The sequence below is a fragment of the Dielma fastidiosa genome (assembly GCF_003475485.1).
Lineage (GTDB): Bacteria > Bacillota_I > Bacilli_A > Erysipelotrichales > Erysipelotrichaceae > Dielma > Dielma fastidiosa.
The window spans coordinates 120,112-142,081 of sequence record NZ_QRQL01000005.1; the positions used below are offsets into that span (position 1 = coordinate 120,112).

General features: G+C 39.9%; 20 protein-coding genes. 16 read left to right on the plus strand and 4 right to left on the minus strand.

The window, feature by feature from the left end:
• Positions 1-37 precede the first annotated feature (37 nt).
• The 6 genes from DWZ33_RS11745 (at position 38) to DWZ33_RS11770 (ending at position 5,503) form a co-directional block, all read left to right on the plus strand.
• The gene (locus DWZ33_RS11745; RefSeq protein ID WP_118454941.1) at positions 38-739 is read left to right on the plus strand and encodes an alpha/beta fold hydrolase; all 702 of its coding nucleotides are present in this window, start codon (positions 38-40) and stop codon (positions 737-739) included.
• Positions 736-2,271 (plus strand): UDP-N-acetylmuramoyl-tripeptide--D-alanyl-D-alanine ligase, encoded by a 1,536-nt coding sequence (locus DWZ33_RS11750; RefSeq protein WP_118454942.1) that lies wholly within the window; start codon positions 736-738, stop codon positions 2,269-2,271. Before DWZ33_RS11745 ends, DWZ33_RS11750 begins: the two co-directional genes overlap by 4 nt.
• A 45-nt stretch (positions 2,272-2,316) precedes the next feature.
• On the plus strand, positions 2,317-3,459 hold the full coding sequence (locus DWZ33_RS11755; protein ID WP_118454943.1) for an ATP-binding protein: 1,143 nt from the start codon (positions 2,317-2,319) through the stop codon (positions 3,457-3,459).
• A gap of 136 nt (positions 3,460-3,595) precedes the next feature.
• Positions 3,596-4,363, plus strand: a complete 768-nt coding sequence (locus DWZ33_RS11760) for a nitroreductase family protein (protein WP_118454944.1) — start codon at positions 3,596-3,598, stop codon at positions 4,361-4,363.
• Positions 4,364-4,373: 10 nt separating this feature from the next.
• Positions 4,374-4,745, plus strand: a complete 372-nt coding sequence (locus tag DWZ33_RS11765; RefSeq protein ID WP_022938348.1) for an ArsR/SmtB family transcription factor — start codon at positions 4,374-4,376, stop codon at positions 4,743-4,745.
• Complete coding sequence (locus DWZ33_RS11770; RefSeq protein ID WP_338067200.1) at positions 4,742-5,503, plus strand: EFR1 family ferrodoxin; 762 nt, start codon at positions 4,742-4,744, stop codon at positions 5,501-5,503. Before DWZ33_RS11765 ends, DWZ33_RS11770 begins: the two co-directional genes overlap by 4 nt.
• Positions 5,504-5,770: 267 nt before the next feature.
• On the opposite strand, the gene DWZ33_RS11775 is transcribed toward DWZ33_RS11770, so the two are convergent.
• Positions 5,771-6,208, minus strand: coding sequence for an HD domain-containing protein (locus tag DWZ33_RS11775; protein WP_118454946.1), 438 nt, complete (start codon positions 6,206-6,208; stop codon positions 5,771-5,773).
• Complete coding sequence (gene pepF / locus DWZ33_RS11780) at positions 6,205-7,971, minus strand: oligoendopeptidase F (RefSeq protein ID WP_118454947.1); 1,767 nt, start codon at positions 7,969-7,971, stop codon at positions 6,205-6,207. The genes DWZ33_RS11775 and pepF overlap by 4 nt, the downstream gene beginning before the upstream one ends.
• Positions 7,972-8,092: 121 nt before the next feature.
• On the opposite strand from pepF, the gene deoD reads away from it, so the two are divergent.
• Together deoD and DWZ33_RS11790 are read left to right on the plus strand one after the other, a co-directional pair.
• Positions 8,093-8,803: a purine-nucleoside phosphorylase gene (deoD, locus tag DWZ33_RS11785; protein ID WP_118454948.1), complete on the plus strand. Its 711-nt coding sequence runs from the start codon at positions 8,093-8,095 to the stop codon at positions 8,801-8,803.
• Between the two features lie 187 nt (positions 8,804-8,990).
• Positions 8,991-9,830: a membrane lipoprotein lipid attachment site-containing protein gene (locus DWZ33_RS11790; RefSeq protein WP_220452431.1), complete on the plus strand. Its 840-nt coding sequence runs from the start codon at positions 8,991-8,993 to the stop codon at positions 9,828-9,830.
• Positions 9,831-9,928: 98 nt separating this feature from the next.
• Here the strand turns inward: DWZ33_RS11790 and DWZ33_RS11795 are convergent, their stop codons facing one another.
• Entirely contained in the window at positions 9,929-10,426 is a 498-nt protein-coding gene (locus DWZ33_RS11795) for a flavin reductase family protein (protein ID WP_118454950.1), read from the minus strand.
• Positions 10,427-11,203, minus strand: coding sequence for a peptidoglycan editing factor PgeF (pgeF, locus tag DWZ33_RS11800; RefSeq protein WP_118454951.1), 777 nt, complete (start codon positions 11,201-11,203; stop codon positions 10,427-10,429).
• A 247-nt stretch (positions 11,204-11,450) separates the two neighbouring features.
• Here pgeF and DWZ33_RS18285 point away from each other — a divergent pair, with 247 nt between their 5' ends.
• The 8 genes from DWZ33_RS18285 (at position 11,451) to DWZ33_RS18430 (ending at position 21,824) form a co-directional block, all read left to right on the plus strand.
• Positions 11,451-12,317 carry a prepilin-type N-terminal cleavage/methylation domain-containing protein gene (locus DWZ33_RS18285; protein WP_118454952.1) on the plus strand — a complete coding sequence of 289 codons (867 nt, stop codon included), beginning with the start codon at positions 11,451-11,453 and terminating at the stop codon, positions 12,315-12,317.
• 69 nt (positions 12,318-12,386) lie between these two features.
• A complete protein-coding gene (locus DWZ33_RS11810) occupies positions 12,387-13,187 on the plus strand; it encodes a MurR/RpiR family transcriptional regulator (RefSeq protein ID WP_022938340.1) in 801 nt (266 codons plus the stop codon).
• Positions 13,188-13,297: 110 nt separating this feature from the next.
• Positions 13,298-14,740, plus strand: a complete 1,443-nt coding sequence (locus tag DWZ33_RS11815; RefSeq protein ID WP_118454953.1) for a M81 family metallopeptidase — start codon at positions 13,298-13,300, stop codon at positions 14,738-14,740.
• A 174-nt stretch (positions 14,741-14,914) separates the two neighbouring features.
• Positions 14,915-16,351, plus strand: a complete 1,437-nt coding sequence (locus DWZ33_RS11820) for a glycoside hydrolase family 1 protein (RefSeq protein WP_118454954.1) — start codon at positions 14,915-14,917, stop codon at positions 16,349-16,351.
• Between the two features lie 11 nt (positions 16,352-16,362).
• Entirely contained in the window at positions 16,363-18,216 is a 1,854-nt protein-coding gene (locus tag DWZ33_RS11825) for a glucose PTS transporter subunit IIA (RefSeq protein ID WP_022938337.1), read from the plus strand.
• An 18-nt stretch (positions 18,217-18,234) separates the two neighbouring features.
• A complete protein-coding gene (locus DWZ33_RS11830) occupies positions 18,235-19,500 on the plus strand; it encodes a hypothetical protein (RefSeq protein WP_118454955.1) in 1,266 nt (421 codons plus the stop codon).
• A gap of 20 nt (positions 19,501-19,520) precedes the next feature.
• Positions 19,521-20,900 (plus strand): M24 family metallopeptidase, encoded by a 1,380-nt coding sequence (locus DWZ33_RS11835; protein WP_118454956.1) that lies wholly within the window; start codon positions 19,521-19,523, stop codon positions 20,898-20,900.
• Between the two features lie 105 nt (positions 20,901-21,005).
• Entirely contained in the window at positions 21,006-21,824 is an 819-nt protein-coding gene (locus DWZ33_RS18430; RefSeq protein ID WP_182425681.1) for a prepilin-type N-terminal cleavage/methylation domain-containing protein, read from the plus strand.
• Positions 21,825-21,970 lie beyond the last annotated feature (146 nt).

The following is a 21,970-nucleotide window of genomic DNA, read 5'->3' on the forward strand; positions in this document are numbered from 1 at the left end:
TCACTGATTCATAGACTGAATCAGGAGGGGTTTTTTTATGAATATCCATTATCAGATCGCTGGATCTGGAAGAAATGTTATTCTGCTGCATGGCTGGGGTCAGAATTGTACCATGATGAATCCGCTTCAGCAGAAGCTTAAAGAGCATTATCGAGTAGCCTCACTGGATCTTTTTGGCTTTGGTGAGAGTGAAGCTATTGAAAATTATGATACCTTCGATGATTATGTAGAAACATTTCATCAGTTTGTTCTTGATCATGAATTAACAGATCCAATTCTGATCGCGCATTCTTTTGGTGCCCGTCTGGCGATCCGCTATGCGTTGAAATATTCAGTCAGCGCGATGATTTTAACGGGAGCTGCCGGTATTAAACCGCCGCTGACATGGCAGAAGCGCTGGCGTCAGACTTGTCATAAGCTGAGCCGCTGGCTGCCGCTGCCTAAGTCTAAAGGAAGCTATGATTATCAGCATGCGGACGCGTTTCAGCGCAAGGTGCTGGTACAGGTTGTCAATGAGGATCTGACACCGGTTCTTGAAAAGATTAAGGTACCGGTTTTGCTGATTTGGGGTGAGTGTGATGATCAGACACCATTATGGATGGGAAAGAAGATGGAAGCTTTAATGCCTGAAGCGTGTTTGATTGTTTTGGAACAGGAGGATCATTTTGCATATTACCATCAAAGCGGCCGTTTCTGTGCGATTGTGAGTGCTTTTCTTGAAGGGTGGTGCCTTTCATGAGGCTGCTGATTGCCGCCTTGCTGATTGATCTGTCTTTCAGTTATTTTTTGCGGGATGCCCAGAGTTATCAGCAGAATCGGTATAATTTTGGCCGATATATCGATACGTTAAAGCGGGAGAAGCTTTGGCATGACTTGCTGCAGAACGGATTTCTATTTCTGTTTTTTATATTCAGTATCATGAGTGTCAGTGAAGCGGATGGATTAATTGTGCTGTTTCTTTGTGTCTATGTATATCTGTTTAGTAAAAATGAAGAAAAACAGCCGTTAACCTTAGTTTATACCCAGCGGATCAAACGGCTGATTACTTTATATGCGGTATTGATCGCATTGTTTGTCTTGCTTTGTACTCAGCTGAGTAAGATCACGATCTATGTGCTGATGATTCCTTTGTTTGGTCTTCATTCACTGTTTTTTATTGTGACTGCCTTGCTGTCGGTACCGTTAGAGAAAAGGATTCGGCGTCAGTATCGGCAGGCGGCAAGTGAGAAGCTGGCGGGCTGCAGCTGTATCAAAATTGGCATTACCGGCAGTTATGGGAAAACCAGTGTGAAAAATATTTTAAATCAGCTGCTGTCTATGAAATACGCATGCTGTGCGACACCGCTTTCTTATAATAATGAAATGGGCATCACCCGTACAATTCGGGAAAAGCTGACGCTGCCCGATGAGGTTTTTCTCTGTGAAATGGGAGCGGATCATGTGCATGAGATTGAGGATCTGTGCTGTTTTGTACAGCCTGATTATGGGATTGTGACCGCGGTTGGTTTGCAGCATCTGGCGACCTTTAAGTCATTGGAGAATATCCTTCATGAAAAGCTGCAGCTGGCTGAGCATGCGAAAAAGGCGGTGTTCATCAATACTGATAATGAATATTTGCGTAACGCGCAGATCAACAATCCAATTAAGAGAATAAGCTATGGGGTAAAGCAGCCGGCAGATTATCAGGGAGTAAATATTTTTTGTGACGCGTCGGGCAGCCGTTTTGAACTGCTTCATGAGAACAAGCGGACAGCTTTTGAAACTAAGCTGTTAGGAATGCATAATATTTTAAACTGTGTTGGGGCGCTGGCAATGGCCGATGAGCTTGGTGTTGATCTTGAATTAATGAAACTGGCACTTAAAACAATGCCGCCGATTCCTCATCGTTTAGAGCTGAAAAGCTTTGGCTGCGGCCGCTTAATTGATAATGCATATAATTCTAATCCTGACAGTGCCAAGGAAGCCCTTGAGGTGCTTGCGATGATGCCGGGCAGACATATTCTCATTACGCCGGGTTTCATTGATCTGGGGGCACAGACGGCGTTCTACTGTGAACAGTTCGGCACACAGATGAAGGGGATTGACCTAATTGTGCTGATTGGACGCAATGCCCCGGATATGGAAAGAGGCTGTATCAGCGTTGGGATTGAAGAAGAAAAGATTCTGCATGTGGACAGTATGCGCCGTGCCCTTGAGGTTGTGAAGGCAATGATGCATGAAAATGATACCATTTTAATTGAAAATGATATCCCTGATGCATTTCTTCATTAACCAATCTGGGTGTTTTGCATAATCTAGTGTGTGAGGAGGCGCAAGATGAAAATACAGGTTGGTGTCGTATACGGCGGAAAGTCTGTGGAGCATGAGGTATCGGTGATTTCCGCTTTGCAGGCCATGAAATCATTTGATCATAATAAATATGAGATTATACCGATCTATTATGGAAAGGATCAGCAGTTTTACACCGGCAGAAAAGCAATGGAAGCTGCCACATATCAAAAGCTGGAGGATATTCCTAAGCTGCTTGAGGTTGTTGACTGGGTGCGGGAGGGACAGGAGGTATTTCTTAAATACCGGCGTTTATTCAGGGTGAAACAGCGCCTTGATGTCGTATTCCCTATCATGCATGGCGCAAGCGGTGAAGATGGCAAGTTTCAAGGCTTCTTAGAAACATTAGGCGTTCCATATTGTGAATCCAGTGTTCTGTCCTGTGCCATCGTTCAGGATAAAGCGATGATGCGAAGAGTTTTAAACAGTGTACAGGTACCGTTAGTTGATGGCTTTGAGATTACCCGCAGTGAATGTATTCTGCATCCTGAAACACTCATAGAAAAAGCTGAACAAATCGGTGGTCCATGGATCATAAAACCCGTCAGCGGCGGCAGTTCAATTGGCATTCTCTGCTGTGATGATAAGGATCAGCTCCTGCCAACCGCATTGGAATGTTTTGCCTTTGACAGCAAGCTGGTTGTTGAACATCGGTTTACAGATTTCAGGGAATTTAATATTGGACTGCTTGGCGATCATGATGATATAAAGCTGTCATTGATTGAGGAAGTATTCAAAAGTGATACGATCTTAAGCTATGTGGATAAATATGGCGGCAGTTCAAGCAAGGGTATGGAATCCATCAGCCGCCGGCTGCCGGCTGGTATTGAGGAAGATATCTGTGAGGCAATCAAAGAAGCAGCCAGAAATGCTTTTAAGGTCTGTGAATGCAGCGGTGTAGTGCGCATTGATTTCCTGTATGATAATGAAACCAAAGCTTTGTATCTTAATGAAATCAACACGATTCCCGGTTCATTAGCTGCCTATCTGTTTAAGGATATGAGCCGTCAGGAGCTGCTTGACCGCTGTATCAATCTGGCTTTTCGCAAAGAGCGCAATGCCAAGAAAATCGTTTCAACTATTGAATCATCACTGCTTAAAAATTCAGCCTTTGACGGCATCAAGAAATAAAATGCAAAGCAAGCCTATTTGATAAAGATAGGCTTTTCTTTTGTTTATTTGATGGTAATGACTTGCTTTACGAATGCTGCAGAATCAGGAGTAAATGATATAATGGTTAATATAAGTTAACGAAAGAAGGTTTAAGATGAATCAGCATAAGATAACGATTAATCAAAACTGTGTCGGCTGTTCACTTTGTATCAATGACTGTCCGGCACACAATATAAAACTAGCAGACGGCAAAGCGCAGATCATCGCGGCTGAGTGCATCTTCTGCGGACACTGTGAGGCAGTCTGTCCAAAGGCGGCCATCACAATCAGCGGCTATGAGCATGAACCTATCAATCAAACTGCGTCAAAGCGCTTGAATCCTGATCAAGTATTGGCAGCTATCCGTTTCCGGAGAACGATTCGTCAGTTTAAAGATCAAGATATTCCTGAGCCTGTCATGGATCAGATTCTTGAAGCGGGCAGACTGACACATACCAGCAAGAATGCGCAGGATGTTTCATTTATTGTATTAGATCAGAAAAAGCAAGAAATAGAAGCGATCGCTGTCCGGCTGCTGCGCAGAATAAAACCGCTGATTAATTGCTTTAACGCTCTGGCAAGACAGAATGAAATCGGTGATGACTTTTTCTTTTTCAAGGCACCAAAGGTTATCCTTATCACTGCTGATGATGCGATCAACGCGCACCTCGCAGCACAGAATATGGAATTTGTGGCGGAAGCAAATGGGTTGGGTGTTTTATTCAGCGGTTATTTCACGATGGTTTTAAAAATGTCCCATAAGATAAGAAAAAGGCTGGGTTTAAAACACAGCCAAGCAGTAGTAACTTTAGTGTTGGGTTATCCAAAGGTTAAATATCTGCGTTCACCACGGCGTGAATCGCTTAAAGTAAACATTTACTAGGAGGGCTATAATGGCAGAAAAAATGGATTGTGCGGCGCGGCTGATGATGATTACAGAAGGGTTTAAAAACAATCGGAAAGCATTGACTGCAATCGGTGATGAAACAAGACAGCTGATTCTGCTTGTCCTATTGGAAAGTGATTTGAATGGTATCCGTGTCGGTGAGATTGCGAAAAAGACACATTTAACACGTCCCTCGGTTTCACATCATCTGCAGATATTAAAAGAGGCCGGCATTGTTAATATGCGGAAGGAGGGAACGATGAATTTTTATTACATTAAGGCAAATGAAACTCAGTGGCAGAGCCTTTCAGAGCTGATGAAGCTGATTGTTGAGGGTGTTCTGCATATTAGTGATAATCAAGGAAAGGATGATGAATGATGATTTTATATTTCTCAGGAACTGGCAACAGCGAGTATGCGGCTCAGAAAATCGCAGCCAAGACAGATGATGAGTGCTTGAATCTTTTTGCCAAAATACGTTCTCAGGATACGCGTGAGCTGACCTCTCAAAAACCATGGGTTATCGTGGCACCGACCTATGCCTGGCGGATTCCGCGCGTTGTTGAGGAATACTTGCACAAAACTAAATTAAATGGCAGTAAAAAAGTATATTTTGTGCTGACCTGCGGCGGCGCGATTGGCAATGCTGAAGCGAATCTGAAACGTTTATGCGCTGATCAGGGTTATCAATTTCAAGGCTGCGCAGAGGTTATTATGCCGGAGAATTATATTGCGCTTTATTCAGCGCCGAATCAACAGGAAGCATTGAAAATTATTGAAGCGGCTGACGCGTTGCTGGCTAGGATTGTGGAGTGGATTAAAAATGGCAGCAGCATCCCGGCACAGCCAATCAGCTTTAAGGGTAAAGTGTGCAGTCAGGTAATAAATCCATTATTTTACTCTTTGATGGTGAAGGCGGATAAGTTTTATGCAAAGGCTGATTGTGTGAGCTGCGGTCAATGTGTAAATGTTTGCCCGCTGAATAATATTCGGCTTGTAAATGGCAAACCGCAATGGGGGAAGGACTGCACACACTGTATGGCCTGTATCTGCCGCTGTCCAGTTGAAGCTATTGAATATGGCAAGCATACTGAAGGCTTAAACCGTTATACATGCCCAAAAAAAATTAATGGATAATTAGAATAAGACACCCATGCAAATGAGGTATTCACAGAAACAAGTAAAGTCAGAAAGAAAATTTAAAGCAGGAGCATACAGAAAATGACCATGTCAGAGTTTCAATACTCTCAAGCATGGTCATTTTTTATACATGTCTTATTATCATCAATAATTAAAATAATATCTTTAAACCTGATACGATCTGATTCATTTAAAATATTTTGTCCTCGATAATGATAACATAATTTTCTAAATTAATTAATGAAGGAAATCCATTCCTTATTCTTATAAATAATTTTTAATTCTCTCCATCGCCGCGTCACTCAGCTCATCACCGCATCGCTTTCTGGCCAACAAATCGGCATTCTTTAAGATTTCATCACAGATGCCGTCAACACGGTCTTTATCAGAATGGCGGGCAATTGAATTCATGATGCGATGAATCTCTTCCGTTGAGAATAAAGCTGAAGATACCAGCATATCTCTTGCCATGACACTTGAGCGGAAAGCATGATGATGACCATGTTCAAGATATTGAGCACAATCATGCAGATAACCGGCAATCTGAACTAATTCCGGATTATAATTCTCTTTTTCAGCAATCTCTTTTGCACAATCGGCAACTGCCTGACTGTGTTCAAAACAGAGCGCTCTATTTTCATCATTTTCGATTCCGTTATAGTAACGGTCAGCGATTTTCTTTATTTCTTCATAACGATTCATTTTTTCATCAGCTCCTTAAATTCCTCCAATGTCTGTGCAAAGAAGGTAAATGCATCATTGTATACCTCATCATTATTAGGGTCAACGCCAGAATGAATCAGTTCATCAATTGGACTCTCACTGCCGCCCATCTTTAAGAAGGACAGATAGTCAGATGTATTGCCGGATAATATCTTTTGTGCGAATGACAATGCCACCGACATACCAAGCGTATATTTATAAACATAGAAATTGTAATAGAAATGCGGTACATAGTAACAGCCGGCACCATGAATCGTTTCATCAAGAAGCACCTCAGGGCCATAGTTTTCCTTGCTGAGTCTGAGGAACAGATCCATACATGTCTGATTTGAAACAGCTTCACCTTTTTCAATCTTCTCATGCAGCTGCGCCTCAAACTGAGCAAACATCGGCTGACGGTATAAGGTACCGACCAGCTGTTCCAAAAGATTGTATAGAATATAAGCTTTATATTCATCATTATCACTGGTGCTTAACAGATAACGGTTCAGCAGAATCTCATTCACGGTGGACGCAACCTCAGCGACAAAGATCCGATATCCAGCCAGCATACTGCGGTTATTTTCATTGGAATAGGTAGAGTGCATTGAATGACCTAGCTCATGAGCCAGCGTACTGAGGGAATCATAACCGCCGGTAAAATTCATCATCACATAGGCGTTTGATGTATACGTTCCCCATGAATAAGCGCCCGGCCGTTTTCCCTCATGAGTCATGAAATCAATCCATTGATTGTCTCTGGCCTGATGCAGTTTGCTCAGATAATCATCGCCCAATGGTTTTAATGCTTCATCCAATATAGCAAAGCATTCCTCAATGGTATAGTGAATCTGAGCATTCTTAACCAGCGGTACATTTAAGTCATAATAGTGCAGCTCATCAAGTTCCAGCAATTCTTTTTTTAAGGCATTATAGGCATGGAAGCCGCTGATATACTTTTCATTCGCCATCATGCATACCTTATCAAACAGCTTCTTCTCAGCATCATCCTCAAACAGACTGGCTTCTAACGCGGAATTAAAATGTCTGGTATGTGCGTTAAAGACCTGCCCCTTGGCATGGCCAATCAATAGATTCGACATCGGTGCGCTTAAACGCTTATATTCACTGAAATAATTGGTATAGGCATCTTTTCGTACCTGTGCGTCAGGGTTACGCAGAAATTCGCGCAGTGTCGCGCCATTAAGAAACTGCGGTTTGCCGTCAACCATGACATCCTTAAACGTTACCCGCCATGACTGATAGGTACGCTGGGCATTGTCACAGATGTCCTGCATATCGGCAAGCATTTTCTCACCGGCTTCATCCAATCGATGCGGAATCGTTTTCCACACACAGGAAATCGGATAACGGAAATCCTTGCAGGCCGGCTGCTTCAGATATTCGTCTACAATCTCTTTATGTCGGATCAGTTCCAGATCAACAAAAGCCAGCTCACTTTGCTGAGTATTTATCAATAGCTCGGCTTTCGCAAGATTCTGCTGATTCAAAGCCTTTTCAGGTTCCACATCACAGCACATTTTCGCATAGACATATGCATTGTCCAAACAGGAGCCGAATGCTTCACTGGTTTCCATATAAGCGATAAAGCTTTCACAGTCCTTACAGATTGACCCTTCCATCTGTTTTAAGGCTGTCAGTAAATCCTCGCATCGACGGATATTTTCATCAAAGGCATCCTGATTAGGAAAAAGTGATGAAAGGTCCCATTTGTACTGTGAAAGTACCTCTTCTCTTTTCATAGTTTCACCTCGTCCTATTCATTGTAGCTTTTAAGTGTTCGATAGGCAAGCTTTAATAAAAATTATTGCAAAGAAGGAGCGGCTGTATGTTATAATAAATAGCATAGAAGGAGGATTTGTTATGTCAACACCACATAATAGAGCAGAAGTAGGAAGTATTGCGAAAACCGTGTTAATGCCAGGAGATCCGCTCCGTGCAAAATATATCGCGGAAACATTTTTAGAGGACGCTGTGCAGTTTAATACCGTGCGCAACATGTTTGGTTATACCGGTACTTATAAGGGCAGAAAGATTTCCGTTATGGGCAGCGGTATGGGTATGCCTTCAATCGGTATTTACAGCTATGAGCTGTATAAATTCTACGGCGTAGAAAATATTATCCGTATTGGATCAGCAGGTGCTTATACTGATAAGCTGAATCTGTTTGATACAATTTTGGTTGAAAGCAGCTGGAGTGAATCAAATTTTGCGAAGGCACAGAACGGTTATGATTCAGATATTGCATATCCAAGTGAAGATCTGAACGCGCGTCTTGAAAAAGCAGCAGAAGAATTAAATATTCCAGTAATCAAAGCCAGAATTCATTCAAGCGATGTTTTCTATCATGAAGATAATGTTGCGGGTCCGGCAGAGTTCTACAATGAACATGGCTGTGTTTGTGTAGAAATGGAAAGCTTCGCGCTGTTCCACAATGCGAAGGTTTTAGGCAAGAATGCCGCTTGTCTGCTGACTATTTCTGATTCATTAATTACGCACCAGGTAACAACCGCTGAAGAACGTGAAACTTCATTTACTAATATGATGAAGATTGCGTTGGAAATGGCTGACTAAACGTTTAGATGAGAAAGACAAAATCGAATAAGGCTTTGTCTTTTTTTATTTTTATGGATGATGTTTATGATCATTAAATAGAACAGCTGAAATGATATCAGTATGATAGTGTAGAATGAAAACTACATGAACCTATAAATATTCGAATTAAATGCGTATATTTATATTAGAGAGGGCGGTGGGTATGATGAAAAGAATACTGATGGTTTTTTTGCTTTTGATAATGCTGGCAGGCTGTGTTAAATCATTGCCGGAAGCAGATAAGCCAGTAGAATCGCCAGACATCGTACAGTCTGATATACATGAGGAGCAGGGGAAGCCGGAAGTATCGGCAGCTATTAAGAAAATCGATGAAACTAAGGATTGGGCATATATCAAAGAAGATTTACAAATAGATTTTAAAAGCGAATGGGATTATCCGTCTTATTTTTGTGTGGATAATCAAGATCACATGCAAATTCAGATACCTGTGTTTAATATTGATACCGAAGATGTAAGGGAACTTAACAATAGAATTGAAGAATTGCAAAGGCAGAGATATAAACACATTAAATACAGAGTGGAATATTCATTCACTGCAGAAGATAAGATAATTCAAGAGTATACAAAAACATTTACTCATATTTATATTTCTGATGATTATGCAACTATAACGATAACAATATCCGAATTAACGGATCGAATGAACATCAGCTATGAACACTATACGGTACGTTTAAAAACAGGAGAAGTTATCAGTAATCAGGATTTGCTCAATGATTTTGATATTAATTTGGATACTTTGGAAGAAACGATACAATCTGAATTGTTGAAGAGTGAATATCGGGAATGTGAAGGAGAACTATACGATGGTTATCCAGTGGCAAAATTCTGTTATCTATTAAATAAATTATACCCTTTACCAGAAAATGCTTTTTTATATGTTAATGACAATAATCAACTAGTTTATAATACGATGAATCAAGGATATACAAGTGATGGTATACTAGGATCGTTTTTTATACCGATAATCATCAGCAGTCACTAGAGCTGCTTTTTCAATAGAAGCAGAAGAATAAAAAGGAAGCTTTAATTTCACTGATTGATTCAATGACTTAAAACTTCCTTTTATTAAATTAATTAAATTTAAGCTTTTTCTAAAACCTTTAGAATTTCCCCAGTATAGCTGCGATGATAATCCTTGTTTGGATAATTCTTATCAATGTCAGCATCAATAAACTGGGAAGGATCAATATCTGAAACGGCAATCTTACGGCAAATCAGCACAAGCTTGGCTTCTTCAAAGTAAGGCGCTGCCTCAGTATAATTGACACTCAGTCCGCTTGCTTGGATTTTATCAATGTCGCGTCCTGATTTACTGCCGCAAAGCTTCAGTGCATCTCTGTATTCCTCATCAAAAAAGCAGAGTGAGAAGGTATCTTCTTTTTCCATAAACTGATACGTATAGCGCTGCGGACGCACAACAGTAACAGCAACCGGGCGATTCCAGATATATCCGGCAAAACCCCAGCTGGCAGTCATAGTGTTGCAGGCTTCCGTATTACCGGCAGTAACCAGCATCCACTGATTTTTAATTAAATCAATCAGATTTTCCTTAATCTCAACAGGTTTGATTTCTTTCATTTATTTTCCTTCTTTCATCATGATAAAGCTCATATGCCGTCCGCAGTTCTTATCCCGACGATAGGAGAAGAAGTTTTCCTGATTCGAATAAGTACAGTTTTTATCAACCGAGATATTCGTATAAGGTACACCGGCAAGAATACACTGTTCACGGTTCAGGCCTTTATTATCAACATAAGCTTTTTTAGTCTCTGTATTTTGATAAACAAAGGCTGAAGTATCAAAGCTCATATTATTGATTAATTCTACAACCTCTTCACCAACTTCAAAATTATCCTGACAGATTGCCGGTCCGATATAAACCAGTAATTGAGATGGATCAACACCTTCATTCTCTTTTAGGTAATTAATCGCTTTGCCAGTGATTTCTTTAACGGTACCTTGCCAGCCAGCATGAATGGCGCAAACCAGCTCCTGAATTGGATCGTAAATCAGCACTGGTACGCAGTCAGCATGGAAGACACCAAGCATAATTCCTTTTTCTTTCGTATAAAGCGCGTCACAATCAGGAATTGCGCTCGCAGCGTCATCACTGCCTTTACCGTTGTCAGCGTTGGTAACTTTGATTAGATGATCAGAATGTGTTTGCTGAGCAAATACACACTGATTCAAACTGATGTTGAAATCTTCACAGAATTTATTGCGGTTTTTTAATATATTTTCTTTATCGCCTCCTACATGGAGAGCCATATTAAAATTCTCGGGCTGTTCAGCAACTCTTAACGTTGTACCGGCAGCAAGCATGCCATCATTTTTCCATAAGATATATTTTTTCATAGATTCCCTTCTTTCATTTGCGATCATTTAGAGTATATGATCTTTAAGTTAGTATAATGCATTTTGACTGTTTTTTCAAATCAATGACACTTTTTTCATCTTTGATGATCTGAGTTACAGAAGCTGAAATCGATTAATTCTTGTAAATCAAGATTCTTGCGTTAAATTGCCATTCGCTAATAAATTATTTTGTAGTATAATATATTAAACATATATAATAAATAGGTATGCTTTTGGGGAGGCAAATATGAAAAACAGGAAAGGATTTACACTTATAGAATTGATTGTAGTTATCGCCATTCTTGGTATTTTGGCACTTCTTCTTGTACCTTCCTTTATGGGATATGCGAAAGATGCGAAACAGTCTGTCTGTGAAAGTAATATGACATCAATTCAGCGGGCCTATCATTTTCAGATGGCAAAGCAGGAGAAAGATGAAGAACGTGATTTTCTTGATAAAGTTATGAATAATGAATTTGATGATTTCAGCACCGCGCCTAAGTGCCCATCTGGTGGTATTTATTATATCATTAATACAGGTGAGGAAGCCGGACAATCTGTCTTTCAGGTGGTATGCTCAGAGCATTCAAATGTATTAGGCAAAATACCGACTCAGATTCTGAATCAGATGATACATTTTAATCAAAATGTGAGAGATATGGATGTCACTTCTGATGAGTTTAAAAAGTATTATGAGTTATATAAGGAGAGTGTAGAGAAAACTGGTGGTACGGCAAAAAATATAGGAATGTTTCAAAGCTATGTCCTGAATAACAATGATGAATTACGAAATTATTTACAATATATAAATGGTGGCTCATGGCCGACTTTACAAGTGAATGGCCAAACTTTATATGTTCAGCCTTATATCGATTCACATCGCAGTAATTCAAGCGGGGATATCATTATTTATGCTTCCCCGAATGGTAATGGTAACTGGAATACTAATTATATTTATGATTCAAACACTGGTAAGTGGTGGACGGGTAAAAAATCATTCAGTGTTTCAGATAAGTCATTTGATCAGGTAAAAGAAAAGATGCAAGAGTATGGTTGGAGTGAAGTATCAAATCCACAGGATATGGTTATTACTGGTCAGATAGTTATGCCATAAGGACAATTGTGAAAATGCTGTATTGTGTATAGCTTCTTACTTATGCTATGATAACTGCAGGTGATACACATGCAGATTAATCGCTTAGATTTAGTTTATTCATTGTTTTCAATAGTTAATCAGAATAAGACAGACGATCCGGATTATGTGCTTGCCAAGTATTTTCTTGAGCATTATACCGAATTAAGCAAGCTGAATATCCATGAGGTAGCGGCTGACTGTTATGTATCAAGAAGCAGTGTACGCCGTTTTTGTCAGCAAATCGGTTATGATAATTTTAAGGATCTTAAGGATGAATTCAGAGAATTTGATTATCAGTATAATTATTTTATGAAGCTTACAGATCGAGATAATTATCGGGAGTGGCTGGCAGGCGAGTTAGCTAAGATGGTAAATGAACTGAATCAACGTATGGATACATCAGAGGTGGATCGTATTGTAGAACGGATTCATGACAGTGAGAATGTTGTATTCCTTTCTTCTTATTCGAGTATTTTGTTTTTGATGGAATTTCAAAGACCTCTGATTTTAAGCGGTAAGCTTGTTCGAGTTATGACTGATACTAATATGGATATAGATTTTCTGCTTTCATTAGGTGAGAATGATTATGTTATGACGGTATCAGCTACCGGTAATTTTGCCAGAGCGGTGATGCCTGTAATTACTCAGCTCAAGGCGTATAAGGCATTGATGACAACGGCTAGGATCAGTGAGCTTGAAGTACCTTATGATAAGGTATACCACTTAAGTGCCAATGATTATTCGAATGTGAAATCAGTCTATAGTAAGTATGGTATGGAATATGTGTTTGATAATTTATATAGTACCTATGTGCGCCGTTACGGTACGATCATAAAGAATACAAAATAATACTTAAGAGTATCTGCTGGCTGCAGATGCTTTTTTCATGGTGCAGAAATTGAACCCCATTTTTTTATCTGTTCCATTAACATAAAGGTATGAAAAAGGAGAGTTGTACCATGAAAGTATTAATAGGCGGATTCGTTGCGGAATCCAATGCTAGAGTAAAGGAATATTGTGAGTTAACTAGTTTTATGCTGAAAACAGGTGATGAGGTAGCTAAGGCATTATATGTCGATGATTTATTTGCGGCAGAGGGTATTGAAGTAATACCTGCTATTTATGCAGATGGCAGAGCCGGTGGCATTGTTGCTAAGGAAGCATTTGACTATATTGCTAATCAATTTATTAAGGCTGTAAAAGAACACCAGCATGAACTGGATGGAATGTTCTTTTTTCTGCATGGTGCCAGTCATGTGCAGGAACTGTCAGGCGGCAGCGGCGAGCATTATATAATCCGTGAAATCAGAAAAATTGTTGGCCCATATATGCCAATTGCCATGGTTATGGACCCACATGGCAATCTGTCACAGGAGCAGGCTGATAATTGTACGATTATACGAACTTTTAGACATTCACCGCATACAGATCGCAGGGAATGTCATCGTTTAGTTGCTTCTTTGTTAATTGACTTGTTAAATCACCGCCGCAATATTCATCCAGTTTATCGCAAAGTACCTGTGCTTTTGGGTGGTGAACGGACAGTTTCCACCGATGAACCAATGGTTTCAATTAATAAGATGCTTGATGAAATTGAAAAGGATGAGCGAATTATGTGCTGCTCATATCATATCGGCTATGTACGTCACGACAGTGATAAATGCGGAGCCAGTGTAATTGTTGTGCCTAATAGTGAAAAGGATACCGCTTATGCGAATACAAAGGCAGATGAAATTGCAGCTTTTGCTTTTTCTAAAAGGCATGAGTTTCATTTTACAGGTACGGCATTGGAGCCAGAGGATGCAGTGAGAGAAGTGATGGCGGCAAAGGGAAAACCATGCTTTATTACAGATTCAGGTGATAATTGTACGGCTGGCGGACCAGGCTGTAATACGTTCATTCTTCGTCAATTCCTGGCTCTGGAAGATTATGCAGAGAAACGCATTCTCTTTGCTTGCATCAGTGATGAAGGCTGTGCAAACCAGCTTGCAGATTATGCGCTAGGCAGTACCGTGAGCTTTGACTTAGGTATTGATGAAGATGCATTATCAGCTAAGGTTTCGCTAAATGCTACAATCCTTGCTAAAGGTGAACTGCATCATCATTATGGTGATCAGACAGCGATTGGCAGCTGTGTTACCGTTCGTCTGAAGGATCGTCCTATTGATATCGTGATTGCGCAAAAAGCGGTATCGTTTGCGGAAAAAGCTCAATATGATTATGCTGGTATTAATATGGATTATGATGTTATTGTTGTAAAACAGGGTTATTTATATCCTGAACTGAAGCAGGCAGCTAAATATTTTGTTATGTCTTTGACCGATGGGGCTACCAATCAGCGTACAGAGAAAATTAAGTATCAGAAAATTTTAAGACCTATGTATCCAATTGATGCAATTTAGAATAAGAGGGAGCAAAAGCTGGCACCCTTTTAAGAAAAAATAATGCTAGACTATGGATAACAAGGATCAGGCAGAGAAATGCTGATGCGCGCTCATGAATTATTCAGTTAGCTAGAATGTCTGAATCATTGTATTTAATTTAATATACGAAAATATCGATAAAGGAGATTCGCTATGTATTATAAAGAAAAGCCAAAGTTTCCGGATACGTTCTTATGGGGAGCTTCATCGGCAGCCTGGCAGGTTGAGGGTGGTGTTGCTGAGGATGGCAGAACACCGGCAATTATTGATTTGAACAGCAAGAAGAAAAAACCATATACAGATAATTCAATTACAGCCGATCATTATCATCATTATAAAGAGGATGTAGCATTGATGGCTGAATGCGGATTTAGTTCATATCGTTTTTCAATCTCATGGTCAAGAATTATACCTGCCAGTGATGGTGTTGTAAATGAAAAAGGCATTCAATTCTATAATGACTTGATTAATGAATTAATTCGTCATCATATTACGCCGATCATAACTCTGTATCATTATGATATGCCAGTTTGGGTTGATGAAGAATTAGGCGGTTGGCGAGATCGCCGCATAATTGATGCCTTTGATCATTATGTTCGAGTATGTTTTGAAGCATTTGGTGATCGTGTTAAATATTGGCTGTCAATTAATGAACAGAATATGCAGATAGTTTATGGCAAATGGTTAGGTATTGATAAAGGATGTACAGACTGGGAAAAAGAAAAGTGGCAGATTAATCATATTATGAATCTGTGTCATGCTAAGGCTGTTATTGCCTGTCATGAGATGGTCGCAGATGGGAAAATCGGACCGGTTCCCGGTTATGTGCCAATTTATCCAAAAAGCTGTAAGCCTGCTGATCAGATTGCAGCTATGAATGCTGAGGAATTGACTGAGAAAATCTGGAATGATTTATATGTTCATCGTGAGTACAGCAATTTTGTGAAAAAGTATTGGCAGCTTCATGATGTTGATCCAGATATTCGGCCAGGAGACATGGAACTGATTCAGGAGGCTAAAATTGATTTCTTTGCATTGAACTGCTATCGAAGCAATACGGCAATGGATTGTCCGCCTGATGAAAGTTATCTTGAACTTCAGCTGAATAAGGAAGGAATTAAAGGACAGTTTGTGTATCCTAAGTTTCCTGGCGAATATCAATTATGCGCCAATCCTTATGTAGAAGTGACGGATTGGGATTGGGAAATTGATCCGATAGCGATGCGTTATATGCTGCGTTATATGTGGGATCATTATCGTCTGCCGATGATGATTACAGAAAATGGTATTGGTGCACATGATGTATTAAGTGAAGATGGTCATGTTCATGATGAATATCGTATTGATTTCATGCGTGATCAGATTGAACAGATTGGTATGGCCATTGAGGATGGCTGTGAGGTTTGGGGATATAATCCATGGTCTTTTACTGATTTGTTAAGTACAGGCAATGGTATGGCAAAGCGTTATGGTTTAGTTTATGTCAATACAACTGATCAAGAAGTATTAGATTTGCGGCGTATAAAAAAGGATTCCTTTTATTGGTACAGCAAACTGATTAAATCAAACGGTCAGGATTTGGGAAAATAAGGAGAACGGCGATGAAAAGCAGCGAAAAAGAAATAAAAATGATTGATGATATTATTCAGCTTGTTGGCGGTGTGGATAATATTAATACAGTTATGCATTGTTCAACACGTTTGCGCTTTACTTTAAAAAAGGAAACAGCAGCGGATGTGGAAGCGATTGAAAAGATTGAAGGGGTATTAGGAGCACAGTGGAAAGCGGGACAGCTGCAGGTAATTATTGGTCAAAAGGTTGGCCGCCTGTATAATGAATTAATCAGCCGTTATAAAATAGAAGCTCAAGGTGAAGTTCCTGATGATTATGGTGAGAAAAAGAAATTCTCATTTGCGATGATTTTAGATTTTTTAGCGGGTTGTTTATCACCATGCCTGCCTTGTATTCTCGGCGGTGGTTTATTAAAGGGGTTGATCAGTTTATTTGTCATGCTGAGTATCTTAACTCCAGAAACAGGCTTTCATACACTGTTGACTATTCTCTCTGATGTACCCTTTTATTTCCTGCCATTTTTGTTAGCAAGTTCAGCAGCTAAAAAATTCGGTACTGATCAGATGATGGCAATGGCTGTTGCTGGTATGTTGATGTATCCAACGGTAATCAATAATGCGGGTTCATCTATTTCAGTGCTTGGCCTGCCGATTACTTATGTTAAATACTCAGGTTCGGTGATTCCAATCATTTTATCCGTATGGGTTTTGAAATATGTTTACAAATGGGTGAATAAAGTGATTCCGGATACTATGCGAATGCTATTTGCACCAGTTTGTATCTTTATTATCATGGGTATTGTCAGCTTGGGAATTACCGGCCCAATTGGTTATTATTTAAGTTCATATGTTGCGATGGCAGTTAATTGGCTGTTTGCTTTTTCACCGGTGGTTGCTGGCTTTGTTGTTGGCTTTACCCGTCAATTTATCGTTTTCACTGGTATGCATCTAAGCTTGACTTCAATTATTCTTTCTAATATTGAAGTATATGGTTATGATCCGCTGATTGCCATCTATGGTATTAGTGCTTTAGCTGTATCTGGTGCAGCTTTCGGTGCTTTCTTCAGATTAAAGAACAAGAGTAATCGTCAGGTTGCTTTATCTTCAGGAATCAGTGCTTTACTTGGTATCACTGAACCAGGCCTTTACGGTGTGCTTGTACGTTTTAAGTGGCCGTTTATGGCTGTTTCTATTGCCAGCGGTATTGGCGGCGTTATCAGTGCCTTATTAGGAGGACATGGTTATACAGTATCTACACCTTCGGTAATTACCTTATCTATTTTTGAGGATACGATGCCAGCGGTAGCATTAAGTTATGCGGTAGCATTTGTCATTGCCTTTGTGTTAACATATATACGTCCTATTGATGAAACAGCTGCTAAGAGTGAAAAAGCACTGGCGGCTGAGAAAAAACTAGTGATTAAGGTTGAAGCATCACCGGCTGATATTTGCGCACCGGCTAAGGGTACAATGATCGAATTAAGTGAAGTAAATGATAAGACATTTGCCAGCGGTGTAATTGGCAAGGGAATGGCAATCATACCTTCTGATGGAGACTTATATGCACCGGTTGACGGCGTGGTGGCAATGATTTTCCCTACTCAGCATGCATTGGGCTTTACAACTGATGATGGTAAAGAAATCTTAGTTCATATCGGTTTGGAGACAGTTGATCTTAATGGAGAAGGCTTTAATCTTGAGATTAAGGCTGGTCAGCAAGTTAAACGCGGTGAGCGAATCGGCAGTTTTGATTTAAGCTTGCTGAAAGAAAAAGGCTATGATCCTACAATCATCGTGGTTGCAACACATAATGACAGTCAGATTGCAACACAGGCCGCAGGTAAAGTAGAAGCCAAGGATTTAATGTATACAATTAATGCCTAATAGAAAGCAGGTGACAGGATGAGGGCAGGTTACGCAAGAGAAATAATTAATCCGTTTTATCCTTGTAAAATGGAAGGATATAATGAAGCTAGATTCTGTTTCAATCAAAGTGAGGAACAGAAGGCTGCAAGCGGTGAAGGCTTGAGAACGGCCTATGGACAGCGTGATGATCTGTTAATGGATGTGCTGTGTATTGAAGCTAAAACAATGTTGGTTTTCATACAGCTTGATATTTGTATTGTTGAAAGAGAATTTGCTGACTTCTGCCGTGAGGCTTTGTCTTGTGAATTTCATTTGCGTCGGGAACAGATTTCCATTGCATGTTCACACACGCACAATTCACCTGTTGTTTCTCATGGTATGGCTTATGATTTGAAACCAGATCTTGAGTATTGGGAATTGATTCGGAATAAAATGATATTGGCTTTGCGTCAGGCAATAAGCAAGCTAGAGGATGTGAGCGTTTGTTTAGACCAGCATACAGTCACTGGTTATTATAATAATCGGAATCGGCAAAATGATGAGTATTATCGCTATTGTGATGAAATTCGAATCAGTGCGGGTAATAAGCCTATTGTCAAAATTCTGAACTTGGCTTGCCATCCTACAATTCTTGGTGCCCAGAATATGCTGATCAGTGCAGATTTCTTTGGTGTTATGCGCAGATGCTTACAAGGAAATGACGGCTATCCGGTTATGATTTTCAATGGTGAAGCAGGTGACAGTTCACCGCGTTTACTAAAAAAAGGTGTGGACTGGCAGGAATGTATCCGTTATGGTGAGGGTATTGCTGATCAATTGATGAAGCCATGTGCTCAGCGAATGGTTGAGGTCGATGAAGTTGATGTGAAAGAAATTGTTTATCATATTGATTATGAGCCGCAAAAGAATGCGTATCTGCTTAATCAAAAGCAGAAACTGGAAGCTGAATTGGAAACGCTGAGTCCAGAGAGTGATCGTTACCATCGGATAGATACATGCTATCTTTATGATGTTAAAGATAAACTCAAAAAGGATCATATCCATTATGAGACATTAAGCTATATCTATGATTTTAAAGCTTTCAGGATAGTCTGTGTTCCTTGTGAAATTGATACTGTATTAGGTGCGAGACTTCGCAATGCGGATGAAAAGCCTACTTATCTGTGTGCATATAGTAATGGTTTTCACTATTATGCAGTTAATAAGGATGAATATGGAATTGTTTTTGAATCATATAATACATATTTTCCTTATGGTGCAGCTGATGAGATGGTGGATATGATTCTTCGTGAATATAAATAAAAAGAAAAAGAGGTGCGGTTATGAATCTATTTGATGCAGTAAAACTAAAGGAAATACCTGAACCTATTATATCTAAAGCTGAAAAACCAGTGATGCTGAGTGATGAAACAATGCAGGAAAGAAAAGCTAAGCTGCTTGCTAAAATGCAATCAGAAAAACTAGATGTGATGCTTATTTATGGTGATCTTGAACATGGATCTAATTTTGAATATTTAACTGGTTTTCTTCCTCGTTTTGAGGAAGCGCTGCTTGTCGTGCATAAAAATGGCACAGCGTATTTGCTGCTTGGCAATGAAAATTTGAATAAGGCGGGTATTTCCCGAATCAAAGCAAAGGCTGTTCATGTACCGTACTTTTCTTTGCCTAATCAGCCAATGCAGGGTGAACGATCACTGATTGATTGTTTTAAGGAAGCAGGCATTCAAAAGGGAATGCAGCTTGGTGTTGTTGGCTGGAAAATGTTCACGAGTCAGTTTAATGATAATACACAGCTTTTTGATCTCCCTTATTATATTGTTCAGGCACTTGAAACTTTAGTAGGCAGAAAGAATCTGATGAATCGATGTGATTTGTTTATTGGCGCAGAAGGAATTCGAACGATTAATAATGCTAATGAGCTTGCCCATTATGAATTTGGATCTGCTTTAGCGAGTGATGGCATGCTGGCGGCTATGAATATGCTGGCGGCAGGTGTTTCAGAAATGGAGCTTGGGCAGTGCCTGAATCGTTATGGCCAGCGCAACAGTGTTGTTACGATCGCTGCTGCCGGAGAACGTTTCGTTAAGGCTAATCTCTATCCCACTGATAATCAGGTTAAACTAGGTGACAAGATTTCTTTGACAGTGGGTTATAAGGGTGGTTTAAGCAGCCGCAGCGGTTATGCACTGTATGATGAAACACAATTGACAGTTCCCTATTTAGATGGAATTGCAAAACCTTATTATTATGCGGTTGCTGCATGGCTTGAAAACATCCAGCTTGGAATGAGCGGGGATGCAATGTATCAAAAGATTGAGCAGGTGTTGCCTAAGCATAAATATCATTGGCATTTGAATCCGGGGCATTTATGTGCGGATGAGGAATGGCTGTCATCACCGATTTTTGAAGGCTCAGCGGCTTCTTTAAAAAGTGGAATGCTGCTTCAGATTGATATCATTCCAAGTGTTGAAGGATTGGGCGGTGCCAGCTGTGAGAGCGGAATCGCTTTAGCGGATGCTGCGCTGCGTAACCAGCTAAAACAAGAATATCCGGCCCTATATGAAACTTTCATGAAGCGCCGTGCATATATTAGTGAAGTGCTGGGTATTCATCTGCATCCAGAAGTGCTGCCGATGAATGATACAGTTGCTTATTACCGTCCGCTCATGCTGAATAAAAAACTAGCGTTTGTAAAAGAGTAGACTCCCTTCCGGGAGTTTTCTTTTGCGAAGAACAAGTTTCACGGCTGTTTTTCTTTTTTGCTTATGCTATAATAACATTATTCGTAAACAGTATGGAGCACAGATATGCGTAAGAAAGATGGATTTACATTAATAGAATTAATCGTTGTCATTGCCATTCTTGGTATTTTGGCACTTTTTTTAGTACCGTCTTTTATCGGTTATGCCCAAGATGCGAAGAAAGCCGTTTGTGATAGTAATCTGACCTCAATCAACCGTGCTTATCAGACTAAGCTTATCAGACTTGGCAGTGATGAAAATTATGATTTACTGAATGAGGTATTAAATAATACGAATGAAGAATATTTCTCAACTGTGCCTAAATGTCCTGACGGCGGCAGCTACTTAATTGAATCATACACAACTGATGCAGGGAAAACTGCCTATCGGACAAAATGTACGATTCATTCTAAAACAACTTCGACAATTCCAGTTCAGATTTTTGACCAAATGAAAGATTTGATGGATAACCCAGATAAATACAAACAATTTAACCCTTACGGAAGTGATAAGAATATTAATGATTGGCAGTTAAACAGCAATGATCAGGTACGGGCTATCTTAAAAAAAGCCAATGGCGGGAAATGGCCGACACTTATCCTTGATGGAAGTGATACTGTTTATTATGTACAGCCTTATATGGATACATATAAATCAGAGACAACAACACCAAGCGGCCAAAAGTATGTCTATGCGTCGACAGGTGAAAATTGGTTTGCTTCGCTGATTTATGACCGTGACAGCGGCAAGTGGTATCAGCCGTCTACAAAAAATCAGACAATCTTAATCGCTAATAAATCCTATGATACTGTTAAAGAAGAAATGGAAAAGCTGCACTGGGTAGAAGCTAACCCTGTGATTTCCGGAGAAATTATCATGCCATAACGAACAGACGCGTAATCTGTTCGTTTTTATGTTAGACACATAATTTCACATTCATTTTTATTTGATTTTAGCACTTTATTGTTGACAGTGCTAAAGATTCGGTATATACTGTTAGCAGTAAGAAGGGTTGAGTGCTAGAAAGGAGC